The 23,054-nt window shown below is 36.8% G+C and carries 23 protein-coding genes; 14 read left to right on the top strand and 9 right to left on the bottom strand.

The window, feature by feature from the left end:
* Positions 1-8: 8 nt before the first annotated feature.
* Positions 9-1,544 (bottom strand): RagB/SusD family nutrient uptake outer membrane protein, encoded by a 1,536-nt coding sequence (locus tag ACZZZC_RS09890; RefSeq protein ID WP_463485797.1) that lies wholly within the window; start codon positions 1,542-1,544, stop codon positions 9-11.
* Positions 1,545-1,560: 16 nt separating this feature from the next.
* Positions 1,561-4,728, bottom strand: coding sequence for a SusC/RagA family TonB-linked outer membrane protein (locus ACZZZC_RS09885; RefSeq protein WP_463487103.1), 3,168 nt, complete (start codon positions 4,726-4,728; stop codon positions 1,561-1,563).
* A 546-nt stretch (positions 4,729-5,274) separates the two neighbouring features.
* Between ACZZZC_RS09885 and ACZZZC_RS09880 the strand changes: the two genes are divergently transcribed.
* The gene (locus ACZZZC_RS09880; RefSeq protein WP_463485795.1) at positions 5,275-5,994 is read left to right on the top strand and encodes a hypothetical protein; all 720 of its coding nucleotides are present in this window, start codon (positions 5,275-5,277) and stop codon (positions 5,992-5,994) included.
* Here the strand turns inward: ACZZZC_RS09880 and ACZZZC_RS09875 are convergent.
* Both ACZZZC_RS09875 and ACZZZC_RS09870 read right to left on the bottom strand, forming a co-directional pair.
* Complete coding sequence (locus ACZZZC_RS09875) at positions 5,988-6,506, bottom strand: DinB family protein (RefSeq protein WP_463485794.1); 519 nt, start codon at positions 6,504-6,506, stop codon at positions 5,988-5,990. The genes ACZZZC_RS09880 and ACZZZC_RS09875 overlap by 7 nt on opposite strands.
* A gap of 105 nt (positions 6,507-6,611) precedes the next feature.
* Positions 6,612-7,694, bottom strand: coding sequence for a fatty acid desaturase family protein (locus ACZZZC_RS09870; RefSeq protein WP_463485793.1), 1,083 nt, complete (start codon positions 7,692-7,694; stop codon positions 6,612-6,614).
* Between the two features lie 318 nt (positions 7,695-8,012).
* On the opposite strand from ACZZZC_RS09870, the gene ACZZZC_RS09865 reads away from it, so the two are divergent.
* Entirely contained in the window at positions 8,013-9,281 is a 1,269-nt protein-coding gene (locus tag ACZZZC_RS09865; RefSeq protein ID WP_463485792.1) for an Hsp70 family protein, read from the top strand.
* Between the two features lie 228 nt (positions 9,282-9,509).
* Here the strand turns inward: ACZZZC_RS09865 and ACZZZC_RS09860 are convergent, their stop codons facing one another.
* The 4 genes from ACZZZC_RS09860 to ACZZZC_RS09845 form a co-directional block, all read right to left on the bottom strand.
* The gene (locus tag ACZZZC_RS09860) at positions 9,510-10,286 is read right to left on the bottom strand and encodes a helix-turn-helix domain-containing protein (protein WP_463487102.1); all 777 of its coding nucleotides are present in this window, start codon (positions 10,284-10,286) and stop codon (positions 9,510-9,512) included.
* Positions 10,287-10,586: 300 nt separating this feature from the next.
* Entirely contained in the window at positions 10,587-10,784 is a 198-nt protein-coding gene (locus tag ACZZZC_RS09855) for a cold-shock protein (protein ID WP_056850364.1), read from the bottom strand.
* 3 nt (positions 10,785-10,787) lie between these two features.
* Positions 10,788-10,973, bottom strand: coding sequence for a cold-shock protein (locus ACZZZC_RS09850; protein ID WP_056850365.1), 186 nt, complete (start codon positions 10,971-10,973; stop codon positions 10,788-10,790).
* Between the two features lie 409 nt (positions 10,974-11,382).
* The gene (locus ACZZZC_RS09845) at positions 11,383-11,592 is read right to left on the bottom strand and encodes a cold shock domain-containing protein (RefSeq protein ID WP_463485789.1); all 210 of its coding nucleotides are present in this window, start codon (positions 11,590-11,592) and stop codon (positions 11,383-11,385) included.
* 199 nt (positions 11,593-11,791) lie between these two features.
* Between ACZZZC_RS09845 and ACZZZC_RS09840 the strand changes: the two genes are divergently transcribed.
* From ACZZZC_RS09840 to ACZZZC_RS09825, 4 genes are all read left to right on the top strand, one after another.
* Positions 11,792-11,974, top strand: a complete 183-nt coding sequence (locus ACZZZC_RS09840) for a hypothetical protein (RefSeq protein WP_463485788.1) — start codon at positions 11,792-11,794, stop codon at positions 11,972-11,974.
* Between the two features lie 81 nt (positions 11,975-12,055).
* The gene (locus ACZZZC_RS09835; RefSeq protein ID WP_463487101.1) at positions 12,056-12,385 is read left to right on the top strand and encodes an HAD family hydrolase; all 330 of its coding nucleotides are present in this window, start codon (positions 12,056-12,058) and stop codon (positions 12,383-12,385) included.
* A complete protein-coding gene (locus ACZZZC_RS09830; RefSeq protein ID WP_463488234.1) occupies positions 12,313-12,690 on the top strand; it encodes an HAD-IA family hydrolase in 378 nt (125 codons plus the stop codon). The genes ACZZZC_RS09835 and ACZZZC_RS09830 overlap by 73 nt, the downstream gene beginning before the upstream one ends.
* A gap of 7 nt (positions 12,691-12,697) precedes the next feature.
* On the top strand, positions 12,698-13,018 hold the full coding sequence (locus ACZZZC_RS09825) for an Mpo1-like protein (protein WP_463487100.1): 321 nt from the start codon (positions 12,698-12,700) through the stop codon (positions 13,016-13,018).
* A gap of 272 nt (positions 13,019-13,290) precedes the next feature.
* On the opposite strand, the gene ACZZZC_RS09820 is transcribed toward ACZZZC_RS09825, so the two are convergent.
* Positions 13,291-14,478, bottom strand: coding sequence for a proline dehydrogenase family protein (locus tag ACZZZC_RS09820; RefSeq protein WP_463487099.1), 1,188 nt, complete (start codon positions 14,476-14,478; stop codon positions 13,291-13,293).
* Positions 14,479-14,570: 92 nt separating this feature from the next.
* On the opposite strand from ACZZZC_RS09820, the gene ACZZZC_RS09815 reads away from it, so the two are divergent.
* From ACZZZC_RS09815 to ACZZZC_RS09780, 8 genes are all read left to right on the top strand, one after another.
* Positions 14,571-14,777, top strand: coding sequence for an RNA-binding S4 domain-containing protein (locus ACZZZC_RS09815; RefSeq protein ID WP_056850370.1), 207 nt, complete (start codon positions 14,571-14,573; stop codon positions 14,775-14,777).
* Positions 14,777-15,835 carry a 3-dehydroquinate synthase gene (gene aroB / locus ACZZZC_RS09810; RefSeq protein ID WP_463487098.1) on the top strand — a complete coding sequence of 353 codons (1,059 nt, stop codon included), beginning with the start codon at positions 14,777-14,779 and terminating at the stop codon, positions 15,833-15,835. Before ACZZZC_RS09815 ends, aroB begins: the two co-directional genes overlap by 1 nt.
* 1 nt (position 15,836) lies before the next feature.
* Entirely contained in the window at positions 15,837-16,787 is a 951-nt protein-coding gene (locus tag ACZZZC_RS09805; protein ID WP_463487097.1) for a sterol desaturase family protein, read from the top strand.
* Between the two features lie 667 nt (positions 16,788-17,454).
* On the top strand, positions 17,455-18,288 hold the full coding sequence (locus ACZZZC_RS09800; protein ID WP_463485782.1) for a prephenate dehydratase: 834 nt from the start codon (positions 17,455-17,457) through the stop codon (positions 18,286-18,288).
* A gap of 107 nt (positions 18,289-18,395) precedes the next feature.
* Positions 18,396-19,535, top strand: coding sequence for a chorismate mutase (locus ACZZZC_RS09795; protein WP_463485781.1), 1,140 nt, complete (start codon positions 18,396-18,398; stop codon positions 19,533-19,535).
* A 259-nt stretch (positions 19,536-19,794) separates the two neighbouring features.
* Positions 19,795-21,063 (top strand): 3-phosphoshikimate 1-carboxyvinyltransferase, encoded by a 1,269-nt coding sequence (gene aroA, locus ACZZZC_RS09790; protein ID WP_463485780.1) that lies wholly within the window; start codon positions 19,795-19,797, stop codon positions 21,061-21,063.
* Between the two features lie 101 nt (positions 21,064-21,164).
* Complete coding sequence (gene aroC, locus ACZZZC_RS09785) at positions 21,165-22,262, top strand: chorismate synthase (RefSeq protein ID WP_463485779.1); 1,098 nt, start codon at positions 21,165-21,167, stop codon at positions 22,260-22,262.
* A gap of 146 nt (positions 22,263-22,408) precedes the next feature.
* Positions 22,409-23,020, top strand: a complete 612-nt coding sequence (locus ACZZZC_RS09780) for a DUF1684 domain-containing protein (RefSeq protein ID WP_463485778.1) — start codon at positions 22,409-22,411, stop codon at positions 23,018-23,020.
* Positions 23,021-23,054: the final 34 nt, after the last annotated feature.

Raw genomic sequence — 23,054 nt, 5'->3', positions numbered from 1 at the left:
TAGTATAATTAATATTTAGGATTTTGCGTCAAATTAGAATTCAAATCAATATCACTCTGTGGTATTGGATAAACTTCGTGTTTGCCAACAATAAATCCGGTAAAATCAGCATCTCTGGTTGCTAACGCCGGACTTAAATCACCCCAACGTTGCAAATCTGCCCAGCGCCAGCCTTCTCCAGCCAATTCCGTTACACGCTCATGTTTCAATTGTGTTAAAAACTGAGCCTGGTTTAAACCTGGTTTTGCTACTGTTAAGGTGGCTAATCCAGCTCTCTGGCGAACTCTGTCTACATAAGGGTAAGCCTCAGCCGTTCTGTTTAAGCCATTTAGTGCTTCTGCATACATCAGCAAAACATCCGCATAGCGAATTAAACGATAGTTGTTAGGAGAACGGAAACCTTCCTGATTTTTCCAGTGATCATTTAACAATTTACGAAACCAAACGCCATTTGCATCAGGTCCGTTGCCATAACGACTTTGAAATGTTTGGCCATAAACGATTGTTGCAGTTGGGCCAGCTGGATTTGCGTTATTAAAAATGAACGATGCTGCTAAACGTGGATCTTGCGCATTGGCTACGGTTCTTTCCTGCAAAAACTCGTCAACTACCCATCTGCGGGCACCACCATCAGAAAAACCTACACCCGGAGGCGCAAAAAATTGTGCAATAGAAGTACCGGTATTGTTAATCGCACCCTCATTTACATCATCATCTGTATTCTCATTTACATTTTCGTTAAACTGAATCTCAAAAATAGATTCGCTGTTGTTTTCTTTCGTGATGATAAAATTGTCGCGATAATCGGCTGTTAAAGTGTAAGTTGAAGCACCTGCACCAGTAATTAAGTACGCAAAGGCATCTGCTGCTTGCTGATACATTTTTTGCTGAAGATAAGTTTTACCTAAAAGTGCATAAGCTGCACCTCTTGTGGCCCTGCCTAAATCAACTGCCGGATAACTTACCGGTAAATCCACAATGGCTTCAGTTAAATCTTTTGCCACCTGAGCATAAGCTTCAGTTGTAGTGGCATTTCTTGGAACATCTTTCGGTTGCGAAGGCGCCAACATTAACGGCGGGCGACCATAATAAAGTGTTAAATTGAAATAGAATAAAGCCCTTAAAAATTTTGCCTCAGCAATAATTCGTTTCTTTGTCGTTTCATTCATTGTAATGTTAGGCACATTTGCAATCACTTGATTGGCTCTGAAAACACCAACATAGAGTGTTTGCCAGGTATCGGCTGTAAGCCCATCATTATAATTAGTTTGATTGAAACGCATTAGATTGTTCAATCCACCATCTCCACCCGATCCAAAACCTTCATCAGATTTTAAAATTCCATGGTAATAAATCCATCGGGAATATAAACTCGCCGTACGGTAAAAAGTACCATAAACTGCATTAATTCCTTTTGTCGCATCGGTTTCGTTTTTCCAGAAACTTGCAATTGTTGGTGCATTTGGGTTAACTGCATCAAAATCTCTCTTACAGCCTGCTAAAGCAATAATCGTAACAGTTAATATGACTATATATTTTTTCATGATCTATTTATTAAAATTAAAAACCTACGCTTAAACCAAATGAAATGATTCTTGAGGATGGATAATTTCCGTTATCTACTCCTGGCTCAAGGTTTGGATTTGCACCTACAACATCAGGATCTAAACCGCTATATTTCGTAATGGTGAACATGTTTTGTCCACTCACATATAATCTTGCACTGCTAATGTTGGCTTTAGAGATTAATTTCTGCGGGAAACTATAACCCAATTCTACATTGCGTAATCTTAAGAATGAACCATCTTCAACCCATCTATCGCTATTTCCTCTTGCGTTTTCGTTGATTCCTCTATCGTTTGCAGCAAATTGATAACCCAATCTAGGGAAAGTCGTATCGGTGTTACTTGGTGTCCATGGATTGATATCTCTTCTGTAGTTTGAGTTACCGTAGCTGTCCAAATCTCTCAATACATCGTTATATAATTTCTGTCCGAAAGCGCCATACAACTGGATAGAAAGGGTGAAATCTTTATATCTGGAATTGAATTGCAAACCGCTTGTAAATTTCGGAAATGCTGATCCTGCATAAACACGGTCTTTATCATTTATATCATCATTTGTTCCACCATCCACAGTATTTTGATAGCGAATGTCGCCTGGTTTTGCATAAGCACTTTGTGCCCGGTGTGCATTAATTTCTGCCTGATTCTGGAAAATGCCATCAGTTTTTAAAACGAAGTATTCTCCAATCGATCGACCAACCTGCGTTCTCGTATTGCCAGACTGGATATAATCTTTCGGTAAACCTGTTTCGGTATCAATACCCAAATTACCCAATGACAATACTTTGTTTCTTACGATACTGATGTTACCAGCAATGTCCCATTTAAACGCACCATCTGATTTTGGACGATAACCTAAATTAAGTTCTACCCCCTTATTTTGAATCGAACCAATATTTACGATTGGATCACCTTGTAAATTACCCAAATATCTTGGCAACGGCTGGCTTAGCAATACATCTTCAGAAACTGATCTAAACAAATCAAAGTTGATAGTGAACTGATCTTTAAAAAGAGAGGCATCAAAACCTAAATTGGTTGTTTTTTTCTTTTCCCATCTTAAATCTCCAGAAGCAAGTTTTGCTTGTATCGCACCTGCTGTAGTTACCTGGTTTGGCCCTAAAACTACATCTGGCGCCTGGTTTAAGAAACCGATAAATTGAAACGGACTTAACGTATTGACACCCAGCACACCATAAGAACCACGTAATTTCAAATCAGAAACCCAATCAACTTTAAAGAAATCTTCTTTAGAAATTCTCCAACCCAAAGCACCAGATGGGAAATAACCCGTTCTAAATTGAGGAGAGAAACGAGAATCCTTATCGGCTCTAAAGGTAAAAGTGGCTAGGTATTTTTCATCATAAGTATAGTTTAATCTGCCTAAATAAGAATCCAATAAACTTTTATACAAGTCACCAGAAGATGTTCTGCTGGCCGTTGGACTAGAAACAAGCGTAGTAAAATATTCGCCATTAAGTTGAGTAAGGTTATTGGCATTACCCGAAACAAAGTCGGTTTGTGTAGTTTGCTGCGTGTAACCTACAACACCATTAATGCTGTGTTTACCGATGTTGTAATTGTAATTTAACGTGTGCTCTAACAAATAACTTAAAAATTGAGAGCGACGTTCGCCTAGCTGACTAAGTTCTGGTGATTGATTTTGATACCAAGAACCGTCTTTCCTCACTGATTTACTTTTATCAAAACTGGTTTCTATACCTGCATTAAACTTGTAATTTAAGCCTTCGATAATTTTGAAATCGACGTAAGCGTTACCGATTAACTTTGCAAAATTAGATCTAACAGAAGTAATGTTGGCAATGGCAACCTGATTACGCGAAAAAGTGTTGATGTTCGCATTTGAACCATAACCCCACCCTCCTGGATTTGCAGTACTGATTAAAGCATTGTCCTGAACCGGAATTAATGGAACACTTGAAAACATGTCGTACCATGGGTTGCCAGCAAAGGCGCCACCTTGAAACGGCGCTTTCGAAGTAGAAGAAGAGAAAGCAAGGTTTTCACCAAATTTGAAGCGACCTTTAGTTGTTTCGGTATTAACACGGAAGGATGCACGTTCGAATTCACGGGCAATTAATACCCCTTTATCTTTGAAATAACCACCAGAAATAAGGTATTTTGAACCATTACCACCACCAGAGATACTGGCATTATAATCCTGAACAGAACCTGTTCTTAATGTTTCATCCACCCAATCGGTATTAATTCTGCCATTGTAATTAGCAACACCAGGTTGAATAGCCATTCCTGATGCCTGATAAGCACGGGTGTTTGTTGCTGCATATTCCGCAGCATCCATCATATCGTAAGTTTTTGGAACCTGAGAAATGCTATATCTGGTTGCAATGCTGATTTTGGCTGGCCCTTCTTTACCTTTTTTCGTAGTGATTAAGATAACTCCATTACCTGCTCTTGAACCATAAATGGCAGCTGCAGATGCATCTTTCAAAATTTGAATGTCTTCTACATCATTTGGATTAACGGTAGTATTCGGGTCTGCAATCATTCCATCAATAACATAAAGCGGACTTGCATTACCGAACGTGGCTAAACCACGAATATTAACTACAGCTTCTTGTCCTGGTGCTCCACCGTTCCGAACAGAAACACCAGGTGTTTGACCCTGTAGTGCTTCGGGAAGTGAGCGGGACACTAATTTTTCAGTATTTCCTGTATTCACAGAACCCGTTGCACCGGTTAAATCTTTTCTTCTGATGGTTTGGTAACCGATGACCACCACATCATCTAAAGCAGTATTAGACGATTCTAAGGTTACATTAATTACAGGATTTGACCCGACAACAACTTCTTTTGCGCTGAAGCCAATGTAATTAAAAACTAACGTAGCATTTTCCGGTACGGTAATGCTGTACTTTCCCATTGCATCAGTAACAACTGTTTTACCACCGCCTTTAACGCTAACAGAAACTCCAGGCAGCGTTTCACCGCTGGCATCTTTTACCGTTCCTGAAATTTGAATGTCGGCTTTAAAAGCTTTAATTTCTAAAGCATTTTTATTTGTTGATGAGGCATACCCCGGCGTAATGATCGCTGCCATTACTAAGGGCAAAGCAACTAAGCGCATGAAGTTACCAACCTGATGAACATGAAATAGATCGAGTAAATTTCTTTTTTTCATAATGTTTACATTTGGTTTTTTTTTGTGGAGAGAAGTAGATATCCGTCTGTTATACGACAGATTTTAAGCAAAGATGTTCGGCTTTTTTTCATCATTTAGAAATAAGTTTATATCGGTTAGTTTGTCAAATCAAAAGAGATTTAACAATAGCAATGTTAATGCTTTGCACAATAAAGCGGTATAAAAATTGTTTCTAAATCTATAACAAATGTAGCTTCTGCTTTAAAATATATGTGCCAGAGGAGCAGAAATGGAGTTTTACTAAAACTCATCGTTCGGTAGTCCAAAAATTTGAGCAATCTTTTTTTCATCTAAACAGCTGAAACTAAAAAAACCATATCATGAAATATGGCGTTATTTAAACACGTGTCGTTAAATAAATTTTATAATTTTACTGCCTAACATTAATTATTAATGCCAATCCTTTCTCTTTCGCCAAAAGACCTTTCAAACTTCGATAAGCAGCTTGTACAATTATCCTCAACCAAAGATAAATTTGAATTAATCAGAGAAATTTACAAACGTGTATCTGTTAATGAAACCGAATTGGAAAAATTGGAATTTGCCGTAAATTTATTGCAGGTTCAAGGCAATTATGATTTACAAAAAGAAGCATTAAGGAAGCAGCACCAAAAACTTAAAGATATCAGACAAACGATAGACGATAGGATTTTGGTTGTTGAACAGAAACTGTATTTAGGGATTCCAGAAGACCTGGATGAAATGGAGCGTTTAATTACCGAGCAGGAAGCGATTGTTGCCGATCAGGAAAAATTAAATGATGATGAGCTTTCACTGCTGGAAAGCATGAGCCAAATAGACGTTGCGTTTGGGAAACAATTAGCAGAAATCGACCAATCAAGATCCAATCGAGATTTGCCTTTAAAAGCGAAATTAGAAAGAGAACTATTACAGGTGGAAGAAACTGAGAAAAAGATACAGTTCCAATCCAAGCTTTATTCTTTTGTTCCCATTCTAATTATTCCAATTATTTTAGATTATTTGGCTTATCGATTAGGCTTAAATGGGACAAAACAAATTATTTTTTCTCATTATATATTTTTAGTTTCCTTTTTGGGTATCCAAATATTTTTCGCAGATACCATCATTCAAAAAATAGGAAATTATTTGGCCAATAAGCAAGCAGATGTGTTTTTAAAACAAATTTCTGATGAGGTAAATCAACTTGACAAAGCCAAAAGGCAAATAGAGAACAAGCATGGAATCAAAGTCGAAGATATAGTTGCATTAGATATGAACTATTGATTTGTATAGTTTACCTTTATCACAGCCGCTGTAACCATTAATTGCCCTAAATGCCTCATGGTATGCTCGGCTCCATGAAAAAGTAAACCCATTACGGTAGAAGGTAAACCCGCTCTACCGATTCCTCTAAATTCAGTCAGGGTATTTACCTCAGTTTCTCTAAGTTGCTTCATGGCGATAATAATTTGCCCATCAAACCTCTCCATCAATGATTGAACAGTGTATCCGGTTTTACTATCAAACCCCTCTTCTTCCAGTTGCTTAAACTGAACTGGTGTTAAACTTTCGTTTCTGGCGTAAGTAAAAACACGGTCCAGCACGCCTGAAAGATGTTGCAGATGAAAGCCTACAGATGCCATACCAGCAGGCTTTTGCCACAAAAGTGCAGTAGGAAAATCGAGCAGATATTCATGTAATTCTTCTTGCGCCTGTAAAATCGCATGACCAACAGGCTGTAACAGAGGTTCGAGGTCCTGTAATGGTCCTCTCTGCCAAACTTCTAATTTTGCCATAAATAAATTTTAAGAAATGCCAATTTATAACAAATAGTGCAAGTTTGATCTTCCTAGATGATCATTTTTAAAAGTCAATAAATGGTAAACCGACTCTTATAGAAATTAAACTTCGTTGGTACCCATTTTTTTAAGCATGCGATAATGGGAAGCCAAAGCTTTTAAGAAAGTAGGGTTTTCATGATAAGGCAATCCGAACTCGGATGCTGTTGCTTTTACTATTCCTGATATCCAGCCATAATGAACATGGCATATTTTCGGAAAGAGGTGATGTTCAATTTGCCTGTTTAATCCGCCAAGAAAAAAGGCAGCAGCAGGACTATTTGTAGCGAAATTTGCTGTGGTATGCATTTGATGTTCAGCCCAAACTTCTTCCATATTACCAACGGCATCAGGAACTGGAAAGGCCGTTCCCTCAACTACGTGTGCCAATTGAAAAACCAACCCCATGGTTACCCCTTGCGCAATATGCAGGATCACAAAACCAATTAACACCTGCCACCAGGCAGCATCCATCACCAGAATTGGAACCGCAATAAATAAAAAATAATATAGAAACTTATAAAAAAACAGGTTAAAATATTCGATTTTTGGATGAACATTTTCCCTCGCACCAACCCGCTTCTGAAAGAATTTTTTATAATCTTTTCGCAACACCCATGAGATCGAGGCCAAGCCGTATAACGGAAAAGCGTACCACTGTTGAAAACGTTGATGCGGCTTTAGTTCATCTTCCTTACAAATTCGAATTAGTCCTGGCGCAATTTCAATATCTTCATCATGACCGGGAATATTAGTGTAAGTATGGTGAACCACATTGTGTGTAATATTCCAAACATACGGACTTGCGCCAAGCAAGTGGAAGATCATTCCTAATGCTTTATTTACCTTTTTATTTGCAGAAAATGAACCATGAATGGCATCATGGCAAACATTAAAGCCTATAAATGCACAAGTGACGCCCAGGCTCAGAGTGAGCAGCGTTAAATAAATAAACTTTACATCCGAAAATAAAATCGTAAAATACAGGATGCAGAAAATGCTTAGAAATATAATCGTTTTCAGCCACATAAATCCATTAGCATTAATCGTTAAACCGCGATTTATAAAACCTTGATTTACCCTTTGCCTAACTTCTGCATAAAAACTGTTACAACCCGCTGAAGGAAATTTGGTGATGATTTTCATTTTTCTCGTTTTACCTACCCGCTGTACAGGGGCGATACTCCGAGTTCATCAAGATGACATCCTCAATTGGATGACGTGTAAAGATATGAACGTAATATGATATACTTTGGTTTTCAGGCGCTTATTTTATCGCTTTAAAATAAATTTCAATATTGTTATTTATTAAGCAATTTTTTGCAACATTTGCGCCTTAAATTATTTCGAAAAAGTAGTTTTCAGCTTTTGCTTAATCAGTTTTATCATATCATTTCAGCATAGCTGAATATAGGTCCTGCTTAAAATAAGGATTTCTTAAACACATACAAAAATTCGTTAACCATGAGTAAGTTCCTGTACGGTATCGACTTTGGGACAACCAATTCGGCGCTATCTATATATGATGAAGAAAAAAAAGTGATTGTGGAAACCATCTCCATACCCTCTTTAATTTATTTTACAGAAGCGAAAAGCTTTGTAAATGGCGAAAGTCATATTGTTGGCGAAAAGGCAATCGAAGCCTATTTGAATGATGGAATGAAAGGCAGATTTATCAAATCTATTAAGCAAATTCTATCAAGAACAACCTTTACCGAAACCAGGATCCATAATAAAAGATACACTGCAGCCGATTTAGTAACGTTGATTTTGCAAGATTTAAAGGCAAAAGCTGATAAAATTATTGGTGGAGAATGCAAAAAGGCAATAATCGGGCGGCCGGTGTTTTTTGATGATGATAATACACAAAAAGATAGTCTGGCGCAGAGCCGATTAAAGAAAGCCGCAGAAAATGCGGGCTTTACAGATGTCCGTTTCCAATTTGAACCGATCGGCGCCGCCTTTGCCTATGAAAAAACGATTACTAAGAAAGAAAGGGTGTTGGTAGCCGACTTAGGTGGAGGAACAACAGATTTTACCTATTTGATTCTAGATCCTCAAAAAGTTGGCAGCAAAGACAGGAAGAATGATATGATCGCTTCGGGAGGCATTTACATCGGTGGCGATAGTTTAGATTCGGCTTTTATGTGGGATAGAGGAACATCATACTTTGGAAAAAATACTACCTATGAAGCGACACCAGGTAAAATATTAAATGTTCCTAAATCGCTATTTGCTAACATTTGTACTTGGGATAAAATGAATTTCTTTAATGGTTTAAAGATTCAAAAAGAGATTGAGGAGTATTATTATTACTCAGGAAATGATCCGAAGTTTAAAAATTTAATTACACTGATAGAAAATAACCTCGGCTACTCGTTATTTAGATCGATCGAAAAAACAAAAATAGAGCTGTCTGACCTTCCTGCTTCCGACTTTAAGTATTCTAACATGGATATAGAAATTGATGAAAATATTTCATTAAATCAATACAATAGCATCATCGAAAAGGATGTAAATAAGATAGAAGTTTACCTCAATCAATTTATGGAGACTTATAAAATAAACGCCAATGAGATCGATTGTTTATTTTTAACTGGAGGAACATCGATGGTTTCTGCGATACAAAATCTATTTAAAACTAAATTCCCCCATATTCCGCTAAATTCTGGTGATAACTTTAAAAGTGTGGCCAAGGGCTTAGCTTATAGCGGATATCTCTTTGAAGATTAGCATAGACCCTTACCTGTAGCTCATTATTGACATTTAATTTGAATTAAAATTTCTTCTTTTTAGAATAGAATTTTTAATTTAGCTTTAAATTAATGCGGCTGAATAGAAACAGCCAGACTACTTTACGCGTATGGCGCCGAGGCAAGATATGTGGTGAGGTAATAAAACCTGTTTCTTGCAAGAAATTAAATCTAAATAGATCTATTTCTTAACAGCAGCATTAATTTTTTATTCCTGAAGCGTAAATTGATTTACCGAAATACCCTTGTATCTTCTAAAGTTTGTTGTAAAGTTAGAAGTTCTTTCAAAACCTAAAATAGCTGCAATTTCATCTACCGAATAATCAGAATGTAACAGAAGTTCTTCTGCCTCTCTCATTATTCTATCTTTAATCAGTGCTGATAGACTTTTGCCTAAAACATGGTCCAAAAATAAATTCAGTCTCCTTGGACTTATCCCCATGCCTTCCGCGTAAAATTTAATAGAACGTTCTTGCTTATAAAATTGCTCTAAAATTGCCCTAAAGCGTAAAACTTGTTGAAGTTCATCTAAACTTAGTGCAGCCAGATAGCCATCTAAATTTGCGGTGTAACCTAAAAATAACGACAAATATTGTGAAAGGTATGCAGCATCTTTTTGCGCATCAATCTCTTTTTGAAGTTGTTTGAGCAAACTAAAAGTCTTTTTCGAACCGTTCTCATCTAAATCCTGGTATGAGAGTTTAAGAAAAAGATTTTTTGCCAACGGATCGAGGTGTTGAAGGAGGAATTCGGCATATAAAACACTACTAAAAGTTAACCAATAGCTTGTTATTACTTCTCCATCCAACCGAACTAAACCTTCCTCAGGGATAAAAAATATTCTTCCATTTAACAGATCATAATCTCCAGAATTCATGCGCAAACATCCGCGAGCCTCTTTTACAACCAATATTCTCATTGGGTAATTGGCTGGCAACGCCATTTCACTTTTGTAATGTCCAGTGATCACCTCCAGCTGTATCATAGAGGTATTAAGCTTTTTTAAAGGATTTCGTTCGCATTATATATGAGACAGTGATTTAGATATTAGGTTACAATATATTAAGTTTTTATAATTTTAGCGTCTTCGCCATGCATTAAATTTTTAGAATATATCTTCTAAACCGCAATATATATAAGAGTTAGCGCTGCCTTTTTACCAAATGGTCTTTAATTTTAAACGCAAGCTATATAGCATATCGATGCATCCAGACGCCAAATTTTACTCAAAAAAAAAGCAAACTAGTATTAGTTCGCTTTTTACATATTATTAATAGATGATGACTTAAGATTTTAATACTGAAACTTTGATCACCTCAACGTTGCTATTAGAAAAATTCAAATCAAAAACCACAATATTTTTTGTTTTAATTTTATCAACCAATCCTTGAGCAGAAACAACCAAATCTTTCCCACCGTTTGAAGGCGTTATTAAGCCGAATCCCTTTTCATCATCATAAAATTTTACTGTTCCTAACCGCATCACTTAAACTAATTTAACGTTAACAGCATTCAATCCTTTTTTTCCTTGAGTGACCTCGAACTCTACCTGATCATCTTGGTTGATTTTATCAACCAATCCAGTAATGTGAACGAAGATTTCTTCTCCGTTTTCAGCTTTAATGAAACCAAAACCTTTTGATTCATTATAAAATTTAACTGTGCCTTGCATTTATTTTGAACGTTTTAGATTAATAAACATATCAAAATAGATAAAGTTTGAAAAACTTAATAGATTGGAAAAGGAATTAAATAGAGAAACCTGCTAAATCAGAAGTTTAGTTGGCTAACACCAAAATCATGGAGGCTTATGATGATTTCAATCTTTTAAGTGTGGGATATTTATGGCTGGTTTAGCTATATTTTCTTACTTGCAAAAATTACCCAAAACACAGAAATTCCGCTCAAAATAAATACAAGGCCTAAGATAAAGTTCAATTTGTCGTCCATCTATGTAAGCTACAACATTTTCGATGACATTGAAATGATTTATGTTAAATACAACCTATAGTTTTGGTTTTTATAAAATCATCAATTGGCGGAAGAGTTTAGCCATCCCTCATGGAATGTCCATAACTTGTTTATACTCCAATCTTTTTCGAAACGCCCATAATGTTTTTGGCAACTGTTCCTTTTTTAGTTATAGCAAGGTCGAATTCTACAGCGCTCCCAATGAAGAGACCTTTTGCTTTACAATCTACGATATCAAAATAGATACTTTGTATTACTAATTCCTGGGAGATTAAGCCAAAACCTCTCTGCTTGTTGTAAGCTGTAATTACACCGTTCATAGTTTAGTTAATTGAGCGTTTGTTTAACAAAACTATTAAATGAGAATTAATGAATGCGGTGTAGTAGATATGCAATCGTAAATAATCGATATTAAATGATTAAGAGTTGATTACGTAAAGACAACAAGCTTTGGCACCTAAAAAAACTTATAATCGTTAAGAAATGTTTAATACTATATAACAAAAAAATGTTCCTATCATGAAAAATGTAAATAAAAAAACGTCATCGAAAGTGCTTGATGATGTTAAAGAAGGAGATCTGATTAAAGATGATACTGGAAAAAAAGGTGAAGTTGAACAAATTGAAATACTTAATCGAAAAAAAGAGAAACAATACTATTATAAAATCAAAGATGATGGAACGATTCTAGTTATTAAATAATTTCGAATCGAAACAGTGTTTTTCAGTTTTCTGCCTACATTATTAAATATTTGGAGATATTTGCAAAAAGTTTAACTACTCATGCAAAATATTAAAAACATCATTTTTGATTACGGCAACGTAATTTTCGACATTGATTTCAAAATCGCTCAAGCTTCGTTTCAAAGGCTTGGCATAACTGATATAGAAAATTTCTTTGCGCATAAAGCACATAATCAATTGTTTGATGATTTTGAAACAGGCGCAATTTCTCCAGCCGAGTTTAGAGCCGGTATCAGAAATGCTGCAAATAAACCAGACCTAACCGATGCACAAATTGATGAAGCCTGGAATAGTTTATTAGTCGGAACAATCCAGGAAAACCATGCTTTATTGCTGGAAGTAAAAAAAAATACCGTACATTTTTATTAAGTAATAATAATGAAATTCACTACGATTGGATCATCAATTACTTAAAAACTACCTTTGAACTAAATAATTACGATGACTATTTTGAGAGAGCTTACTTTTCTCAACACATGAAATTGCGCAAGCCAAATACAAACGTTTTTGAACAGGTTTTGAAAGAAAATAGTTTGGATCCAACCGAGACTTTGTTTATCGATGACAGTCCTCAACATATTGAAGGTGCGAAAAAGGTGGGATTAAACACCCTGTTGATGACCGAAAAACCCGCTCAACTTGAGGATTTCTTGAGGAAAAATGGCATTTTGTAATTGAAAAATGATAGAACAGAAATTCAAATCACTTAAAGAATTTTATCCTTACTATTTAAGTGAACATACCAACACAACATCCAGGATACTTCATTTTGTTGGAACTGGCCTTGTAGTGCTGGCGTTTTTTACAGGCTTTTTATTCCACGATTGGCGTTTCTTCTTAGCAATGCCGGTTTTGGGTTATGGCTTTGCCTGGGTGGGGCATTTCTTTTTCGAGAAAAACAAACCTGCTACATTCCAATATCCAGGTTATAGTTTAGCCAGCGATTTTATTCTTTTTTATGATTTGCTAACAGGAAAACAGGGGTTTGTGGCGAAGAAATAGTAGAGTCCTCTTCTCAATTTCATCCAGGATCTTATCCATAGCCAAACGGTTGCCACGGAAACACAGAATACACGGAAAAATGGATAATTGCCGATTATTAAACTAACTTAAGGTCTTTAAACCCGATTGCAGCGTAAATACTTTTTGGTGCACATCTTCAACAAACTTAGGCTGACAATAACAAAAAGATTGAAGCAAAAAGCGGGACTGAATTTTCCGAAAAACTACAGAACGCTCATTTCCAAATCATCAAAGGCATCCTCGAAAAACAATTAAAGCTTTCTCCTCTTCAATTCCCTTTCTATTAAACCTAATTCCCTACCCGTTTGTCCGGCAACAGCAGTATTTTCCTGCGCTCTTCTAAATAAATAGGGCATCACTGCTTTTATCGGTCCGTAAGGGACGTATTTAGCTACATTATAGTTGGCATCGGCAAGATTAAAGCTCAAGTTATCACTCATCCCTAAAAGCTGTGCAAAATAAACATGGTGATGATTATGCGCTATCTTCTTCTCATCTAAAAGATAAGTTAATAGCCGACTGCTATCCTCATTATGCGTTCCGCAAACGATGGCAATTTCCTCAATATGATCTATACAATAACGTAAAGACTCATTGTAATCTCTATCTGAAGAAGCTTTATCTGGCTGAATTGGAGAAGGATAACCCATCTCTGCAGCACGTTTTCGTTCTTTTTCCATGTAGGCACCACGAACCATTTTTACCCCCAAAATGAAGCCAGCAGCTTTAGCAATTAAGTGATCTGCCTTCATATCTGCAAGTTTATCATGGCGATACATTTGGTAAGTATTGTAAACAATTATGCGTTCCTTATTAAATTTACGCATCATATCCAGCGCTAATTCATCAATCGTATTCTGAATCCAGGTTTCCTCTGCATCAATCATTACCGGCACGCCTTTATCAAAAGCGGTGCGACAAATCATTTCACAACGTAATTTCACCTTGTCGAATTCTGCATTTTCATCTGCAGTTAAAGCCTGTTTCGCATCTAATTTCTCTAACACAGCAAAGCGACCAATTCCTGTAATTTTGAAAACCGTTATCGGGATATTTTTATCGCCATCAGCACGCAAGATAGTACGAATAATTTCCTGGCATGTTTCATCAAAAACCACCTCTTCTTCCTCACCTTCAACCGAATAATCCAAGATCGTTCCAACACCACCCTTCGCCAGTTGTTCAATGGCTTTATCGCATTCGGCAATGGTTTCTCCTCCACAAAACTGTTGAAAAATAGTGGCTTTAATGGCACCCTGGATAGGTAAACCGATATTAAGAAAGAAATTAGTAATCGGTGGGCCAACTTTAGTTAGAAAGTTGCTCCCAATCATTTTAAACAACCAAAACGCTTTTTTTAGTTCGGCATTGCTTTTTTGACGAAAGGCTACTTCTGTATTGTCGAAATTGGGTTGTTTATTGGGTGATGATTCAATCATTTGTTATATAATAAGTCAGATAGATGCAAAATTATAAAAAGCATCCATTCTACGAACGTAAAACCTCGAAATAATCGTATTTTTGCAGCAAAATGATACAATTTAAATTAGAAGGCGAATTTATTCCACTTATCCAATTGTTAAAGGCGACCGGATTGGTTGGCACTGGTGGCGACGCTCAGGCAGCTGTGATGGATGGCCTGGTAAAGTGCAATGGAGAAGTAGAATTTCGCAAGCGATACAAAGTGAGAGTTGGCGATATCATCTCTTTTGAACAAGATAAAATTGAGGTAATATAATGGAAACTTTAACTAGCGCAGGTCATTCGCTTTACTTCGAAAGTAATTTAAATGCCTTAAAAACACTTCTTGAAAGTAATAAATACAGTAAGGTTTTTATTCTTGCTGATGAACATACCAGCGAAATTTGCTTACCCGTTTTTCAATCGATGATGGATGATTTCGCGGAGTTCGACTTGATTGAAACTTCTGCAGGAGAAGAAAACAAAAACATCGATTTCTGTATTGGTATCTGGAAAACGCTTTTGGATTTTGAAGCCGACCGTAAAAGTTTGATGATAAATTTAGGTGGTGGCGTAATTACGGATATGGGCGGTTTTATTGCCTCAACCTACAAACGCGGCATTGATTTCATCAACGTTCCCACTACCCTACTTTCTCAGGTTGATGCCTCCGTTGGTGGTAAAACCGGTATTGATATCGACAATGTAAAAAACATGGTAGGTACCTTCACCCTACCTCAAATGGTTTTTATCGAAGCTGAATTTTTAAAAACCCTGCCCAAACGCGAATTGCTATCTGGCTTTGCCGAAATGATAAAACACGGTTTAATCTACGACAAACCTTATTACGAGAAATTAAAAACCACCGATTATTTAACACCATCAGCCGAAGATATCTATCGGTCAGTTGAAATTAAAAACGAAGTGGTAACGATTGATCCCCACGAAAAAAATCTGCGGAAGATCCTAAATTTCGGTCATACTATTGGGCATGCCGTAGAAAGTTATTCACTGGCTAATGACGAAAATCCTTTAACTCATGGGGAAGCAATTGCTATTGGTTTCGTTTGTGAGGCCGCCTTATCTGTTAAAAACAGCGGGTTAGCAAAGGAAGAATTGAAAGATATCAGCGATTATATTTTATCGTTATATCCTAAATATCAGATCAAAAATAAAAGTTTCGAAACGCTTTTAGAGCTAATGAAAAGCGACAAAAAGAATGAGGATGGAAATATTTTATTCTCCCTTTTAGAAACAACAGGCAAATGCACGTTCAACTGCCGTGTAAACACAGCCGATATTTTAAGCAGTTTAGCGTACTATAATAGTTTATAAAATGAAGTTTACCGGAAGCGACGTATCGGTTGGAGGTTTGTTTGGCTTTGTGATTGTACTCACCCTGGTGGAGATGTATTTCAGCTACGCTCACGATAAAAAGCTATACACTAAACGCGATACCTGGACAAATATTTATCTGATGATTGTTGCCGTGGTGATTAACCTCGGCATGAAAACAGCAACATTTTTCCTCCTGGAATATTGCTATCAGTTCCGTCTTTTTGAAATCTCTAACATTTGGATCTATTGGTTAGTCCTTATTTTGGCGCAGGATTTTCTTTATTGGTTTCTGCATACCGTTGGCCATTATGTCCGCTTCTTTTGGGCAATGCATGTTACGCATCACTCGTCAGAGCATTTTAATTTAACTACAGGTTTCAGGTCTACGGTTTTTGAGCCGCTTTATAGGGTATTCTTCTATTTGCCGTTGGCATTTATGGGCTTTACAGCAATGGATATCCTTTTCGCTTATCTGGTAACGCAGATTTACGGAAACCTGGTTCACACGCAGTATAAAATTAATTTCCCCAAATGGTACGAATACATTTTTGTAACGCCATCACATCACCGTGTTCATCATGCCAGTAATGTGCGCTACCTGGATAAAAACATGGGAATGGTTTTAATCCTTTGGGATAGAATGTTTGGCACTTTCCAAGCCGAATTGCCTGAAGATAAAATCAAATATGGCTTAACCACTCAGCCAACAGATACTGGCCCAGTTAATATTATTTTCCACGAGTTTATTGCCCTTTCTGCTGATGTTAAAAAGGCTCCTACTTTTATGGATAAGGTAAAATATATTTTTAATCCTCCAGGTTGGAGCCACGATGGAAGCACGAAGATTGCGAAAATTATGCAGCAAGAATTACACGAAGCCGAAGCTTTAGCAACCAATAATATTAAAGGTTTTGATGAAAAACAGCGAACGCTAAGTTCAACAGGATAATATTCTAACAATCTGTATTTGACAGATCGTTTTTTGTTTAAGGAGATTTTGGAAATGAATGCTCGGTACTTTTGGCTTATTGAGTGCTGTTGTTCAATTGTTTAAAAAACTTATCATTCTTAGCACGACAAAAGTCAGTGTTCCGCAGGTATCTGTTTCATAGGTTGCAGATTCTTCGTGCCTCAGAATGACAGAACATTCAGGGTTGCTGCAATGTAAAAGATTACAAGCAAATTTTATATTGTAATCGAAGTAAAATCCTTTTATTTCGATAATCAACAGCCAAAAATACTCTCAGCATGGCAACAATTACCGATCCCGAACTGAGTATTTTCCAAACAACTTATATCTTACCGTTGCTTTCAAGTAACGGCGACTACAATTAAAATCCCAGAATCAACGATTTCATACCCATCTCTAAAACAGTCTAAATCAAAAGAAATTAAATTTTATTGAAAATATTTTAACTTTCCTATTGACAAATTAAATTTTGTTATTACATTTGGCTCATTCAAAAACGAAAATGAAATTATTCAACACATATTACTTTGGTTACTTTTACTATTTTAGTAAGAGCCGGGGCTAATATGCAAAATGATAGATAACAATATTAAAATGTATAAAAAAGTCCCGGCAAACAGCCGGGACTTTTTTGTTTTACGCAAAAATGGAAACGACAAAACGAGTAGCAATTCAAGGTATTAAAGCATCTTTTCATGAAGAAGCAGCCTACAAGTTCTTTGGTAAAAACATTGAAACGGTAGAATGCAATTCCTTTAAAGAAACTTGTGATAAATTAGAGAAAAATGATGCCGACTTCGTAGTGATGGCTATCGAAAACTCAATTGCTGGCAGTCTTTTACCAAACTACACTTTAATCAGAGATTATGGCTTCTCAGTAGTTGGGGAAGTTTATTTGCCTATCCAATTACATTTAATGGCCTTGCCTGGGGTAAAATTCGAAGATATTAAAATCGTCACTTCACACCCTATCGCCATCCGCCAATGCATTGATTTCTTTTACGATTATCCACACATTAAAATCGTTGAAAGTAATGACACCGCAGCTTGCGCAAAACGTATCCAGGAGGAGAAATTAACAGATACAATGGCTATTGCAAATAGTTTAGCAGCAGAGTTATATGGCCTTAATATTTTAGAACGAAGGGTTGAATCAAACAAAAAAAATTATACCCGTTTTCTGATTCTTAAGAAAGACAAAACCGATGAGGGCAAAAAAATAAACAAAGCATCTATCTGTTTTCAGGTTGGCCACAAAGCTGGCTCATTGGCAACCGTATTAAACATCTTTGCAGAACAAGAGGTAAGCTTAACAAAAATACAATCTATGCCGGTGTTGGGGAAAAGAAACGAATACTATTTTTACGTTGATTTAGAATGGCCCAGCACTGAAAAATACGACAAAGCAGTTCGGAAAGTATTAAAATATACTTCAAACTTTAATATTCTAGGCGAATATCAAAAAAACGATAAAGTGTAGAAGAGTAACGATTTTAGATTTACGAATTACGATTAAAAAAAAATTAAAAAACTATCAAAATATATCTTCGGACTTCAGAATCCGGACTAAAAAACAACCCATAAATCATGAAACTTAATTTAAACATCCAGCCATTAAACACTTGGTTAAACGTTAACAACGAACCATTAATCATCTCGGGACCATGCAGTGCAGAAACTGAAGAACAATTACTCACCACAGCACACTTGTTGGCTGCAACTGGCAAAGTATCCGTTTTAAGAGCTGGTATCTGGAAACCACGTACACGCCCGGGAGAATTTGAAGGTATTGGAAGCATTGGTTTAGAGTGGTTGAAACGTGCTAAAGCCGAAACAGGTTTACCAACCGCTGTTGAAGTTGCCAATGCAAAACACGTTGAAGAAGCTTTGGCAGCTGGTGTTGATATTCTTTGGATTGGAGCACGTTCTACAGTAAATCCTTTCACGGTTCAGGAAATTGCCGATGCTTTGAAAGGTCACGATGTTCCGGTGTTAATTAAAAATCCGGTAAACCCTGATTTACAACTATGGATTGGTGCTATCGAGCGAATTAACGGAGCTGGCATTACCAAAATTGGAGCAATCCACCGTGGTTTCTCTTCATTCGAAAAAAGTTCTTTTCGTAACGAACCAATGTGGGAACTGGCTATTCAATTAAAAACTTTATGCCCGGATTTACCGATCATCAATGATCCAAGTCACATTTGCGGGAACCGTGAATTAATCCCATACATCTCACAAAAAGCGTTGGATTTGGATATGCAAGGCTTGATGATTGAGTCGCATGTTGATCCATCAGTAGCCTGGACAGATGCTAAACAACAAGTTACGCCAGCAGCATTATCTGAATTGGTTGATCGTTTAACTGTTCGGGAGCCAGAAGCACCAAATGAAGCTTTCGCTGATAAACTTGCCGATCTGCGTAAAAACATCGACAAAATTGATGACATCCTATTGCAAAAACTAGCTGAACGTATGGCTATTGTAGAGAAAATTGGTGAATACAAACGCGATAATCAAGTAACTATCTTACAGGTTAACCGTTGGGATGCCATCATTAAAAAAGGTCATGCTTTTGCAAAGGCTTTGAAATTAGATTTAAACTTTACAGAGAAATTTTTAGAATTGATGCACGGTGAATCAATCCGTAAACAAACTGAAATCATGAATGCTGGCAAAGCTGCAAAAGGAATCGCTGCTGAGCAACATACTGAAGTTTCGAAATAAGGTAGAGGCTTAGGTTTAAAGGTTAAAACTAAATACTTAACCGTTAATTCCTCTACAATCCGTCATTGCGAGGCACGAAGCAATCTTAATGCTCAAAACATTAGAATTCATTTATCCTCATAATTACAATTACAAAATACAATGATGTTGTATTTAAGAAGTGTCATTCTGAGCTTGTCGAAGAACTTTTAATAGTGTTTCGACGGGCTCAACATGACAAGCAAAAAAAATAACGCATCGAGAATAAAACCAGAATAAAATGTCTAGAAATGCCTTAGTTTCTTTTAAGGGAACCAAGAATATTAATACGGAAATCCAGTTAACAGGCTCGAAAAGCGAATGCAACAGAGCCTTGATTATAAGCGCTTTAAGCAAAAAATTGGTTAAGGTAGAAAACTTATCAAACGCAGCTGATACAGTAACACTTAATGGTATCCTTAATAATCTTGAAGAAGAGTTAGAAGTAGAAATCCAGGAATCTAAAACAGTAGATGTTGGTCCTGCGGGAACAGCGATGCGTTTTCTTTCGGCTTATCTTTCTGCCAAGAATGGAAACTTTTTATTAACCGGAACCGAGCGTATGAAACAACGCCCAATTGGAATCTTAGCAGAAGCTTTGAAAACTTTAGGGGCGGATATTTCCTATGCAGAAAACGACGGCTTTCCGCCATTAAACATTGTTGGTCCTTTGAATCAAAAGACAGCAGAGGTAAAGATTAAAGGTGATATCAGTAGCCAATATATTTCGGCTTTATTGATGATTGCTCCTATTCTGCCTCAGGGTTTAACTTTGGAAATAGAAGGTGAACTTACTTCGAAGCCATATGTTGATATGACCTTGGATATGTTGGCTGAAGTTGGTATTGAGCACTCCTGGAATGGCAATTCTATTACGATAAAACCACAATCATTTAAACCAGGAACATTGGTTGTTGAACCAGACTGGAGTGCAGCCTCTTATTGGTATAGCATTGCGGCTTTGGCTGATGAAGCTAAAATCGATTTGCCTGCCCTAAAAGAAAAAAGTTTACAGGGCGATAGTCAAATTCAGAAAATAATGAAAATTTTCGGGATTGCTACCGATAAAACTGAAAAGGGAATTTCCATCAGCAACTTAGGCTTATCGTTGGAAACAACGCAGGTTCTAGATTTAAAAACCTGCCCTGATTTAGCGCAAACGATTATTGTCATCGCAGCAGCCTTAGGCAAAAATATGTCGTTTACAGGTTTGGAAACCTTAAAGATTAAGGAAACTGATCGCATTGCGGCATTACAAAATGAGCTTGCTAAAATCGGTGTTACGCTTACTGAAAACAACCTGGTTTACACACTTAATACCGACGAACTTCATTTTCCTAATAAGATTACTATTGCAACTTATGAAGACCATAGAATGGCGATGGCTTTTGCACCTCTTGCATTGTTGATTGATGAAGTAGAAATTGAAGAAATGCAAGTTGTAGAAAAATCTTATCCTTATTTTTGGGAGGATTTGAAAAAAGCTGGATTTTTAGTTAAAAGTATTTAGTATAAAGTATCAAGACTGGATGCAAAAATCGCAACTTAAAATCATTTTTACTAAGAAAGATCAACCTAACGACTAAATACTAACTACTTTATACTTACAAAATGGCAGGCAACTCATTCGGACAACTATTTCGCATTACCACCTTTGGCGAATCTCATGGCGTTGCTATTGGGGTAATTATTGATGGCTGCCCGGCGCAATTGGATATCGACATGGATTTTATCCAATCTGAACTGGATAAACGCAGGCCAGGTCAATCGAAAATTACTACGCAAAGAAAAGAAAGTGATACCGTTCAAATTCTATCAGGTATTTTCGAAGGGAAAAGTACAGGAACGCCGATTGCTTTGTTAATTCCAAATGAAGATCAACGGTCGAAAGATTATGGCCATAATGTTGATGTTTATCGTCCGAGCCATGCAGATTATGTGTATGATGCAAAATATGGCATCCGCGACCATCGTGGTGGAGGACGTTCATCAGCCCGTGAAACTGCTGCCCGAGTTGCTGCAGGTGCAATTGCTAAATTGTTTTTAAAGCAACAAGGGATCGAAATTTTCGCCCATGTAACTTCAGTTGGAACCATAGAGGCTCCAAATTTAGAAAGCAACGATTTATCAGCTTTGCTTAAGATTCGGGAAGAAAACATCGTTCGTTGTGCAGATCCGGCTACGGCTCATGAAATGATTGAATTTATCGACTCCGTTAGAAAAGATGGTGACACCGTTGGTGGTAAAATAGGCTGTGTGATTAAAGGTTGTCCGGCTGGTTTAGGTGAACCTGTTTTTGACAAGCTACATGCCGATTTAGGCAAAGCGATGTTAAGCATCAATGCCGTACATGGTTTCGAATATGGATCTGGCTTCGCCGGAAGTGAATTAAGAGGCTCTCAACACAACGATATTCCTCAAGCAAAAGCCGCTGATTCAAAAGTATTTAAAACGACTACAAATTTCGCTGGTGGCATTCTGGGAGGTATTTCCAACGGAATGGATATTACTTTCAAAGTGGCTTTTAAACCTGTTGCTACCATTATGCACAATCAGCAAACCATAAATGCAGCCGGTGAGGTTTCTGAAATTAAAGGCAAAGGTCGCCACGATCCTTGTGTGGTACCAAGAGCGGTTGTAATTGTTGAAGCCATGGCAGCATTAGTATTGGCAGACCAGTTTTTGAGAAATAAAGTTAGTGTGATCTAGATTTAAGCCGTCATTTCGAACGCAGTGGAGAAATCTTTGGATAATAAACTTGATTCCAGGATTTCTTCCTTTCTTAACACTCAACCTGAAAGCACTTAAAAAGTCTTCGACAAGCTCAGACTGACAACATATATTGACGATAGATCATGATAAAACTCCTTCCTATCTTATTTCTTTTCTTTGGTTTAAACTCTTTCGCTCAATCCTATTCGGAGCAAATTAGCACACACCGCGAAAAATATAAACAAGATTTTATAAAAGAATCCAATTCCCCCTTAAAAGAAAACGATTTGCAAAATCTTCACTTTTATGATGCAGACAGCAGTTATAAAATTTCAGCCGATGTGGAGATTCTAAAAAATGAGAAGGTTTTCAAAATGCCGACATACGATGGAACGAGCAAGGAATTTTATCGCTATGCAAAAATTAATTTCAATTTAAATGGTAAAGCCATAACGATGACTTTATATAAAAGCATTGCTTTGGCCAGTAACCCAGCTTATAAGGATTTACTCTTTCTGCCCTTTACCGACGAAACGAATAATGTAGAAACTTACGGTGGCGGCCGATATATCGACCTGAGTTCGAAAGAAATTAGCGATAACAAGATAGAAGTAGACTTTAATAAAGCGTACAATCCTTATTGTGCTTACAGCGATGGTTATCGCTGCCCGGTCCCTCCAGAAGAAAATAATCTGGAATTAGCCATAAAAGCAGGAGAAAAAAAATTTACAGGAGAAAAGAAACATAAGAAATAAGATTAGTAATAATAACGAATAGGGTTATTAAAAA

Source organism: Pedobacter sp. AC212 (genome assembly GCF_979258625.1).
The sequence above is the reverse complement of the archived record's forward strand: the minus strand, read 5'-3'. Positions and strand labels throughout refer to the sequence as shown.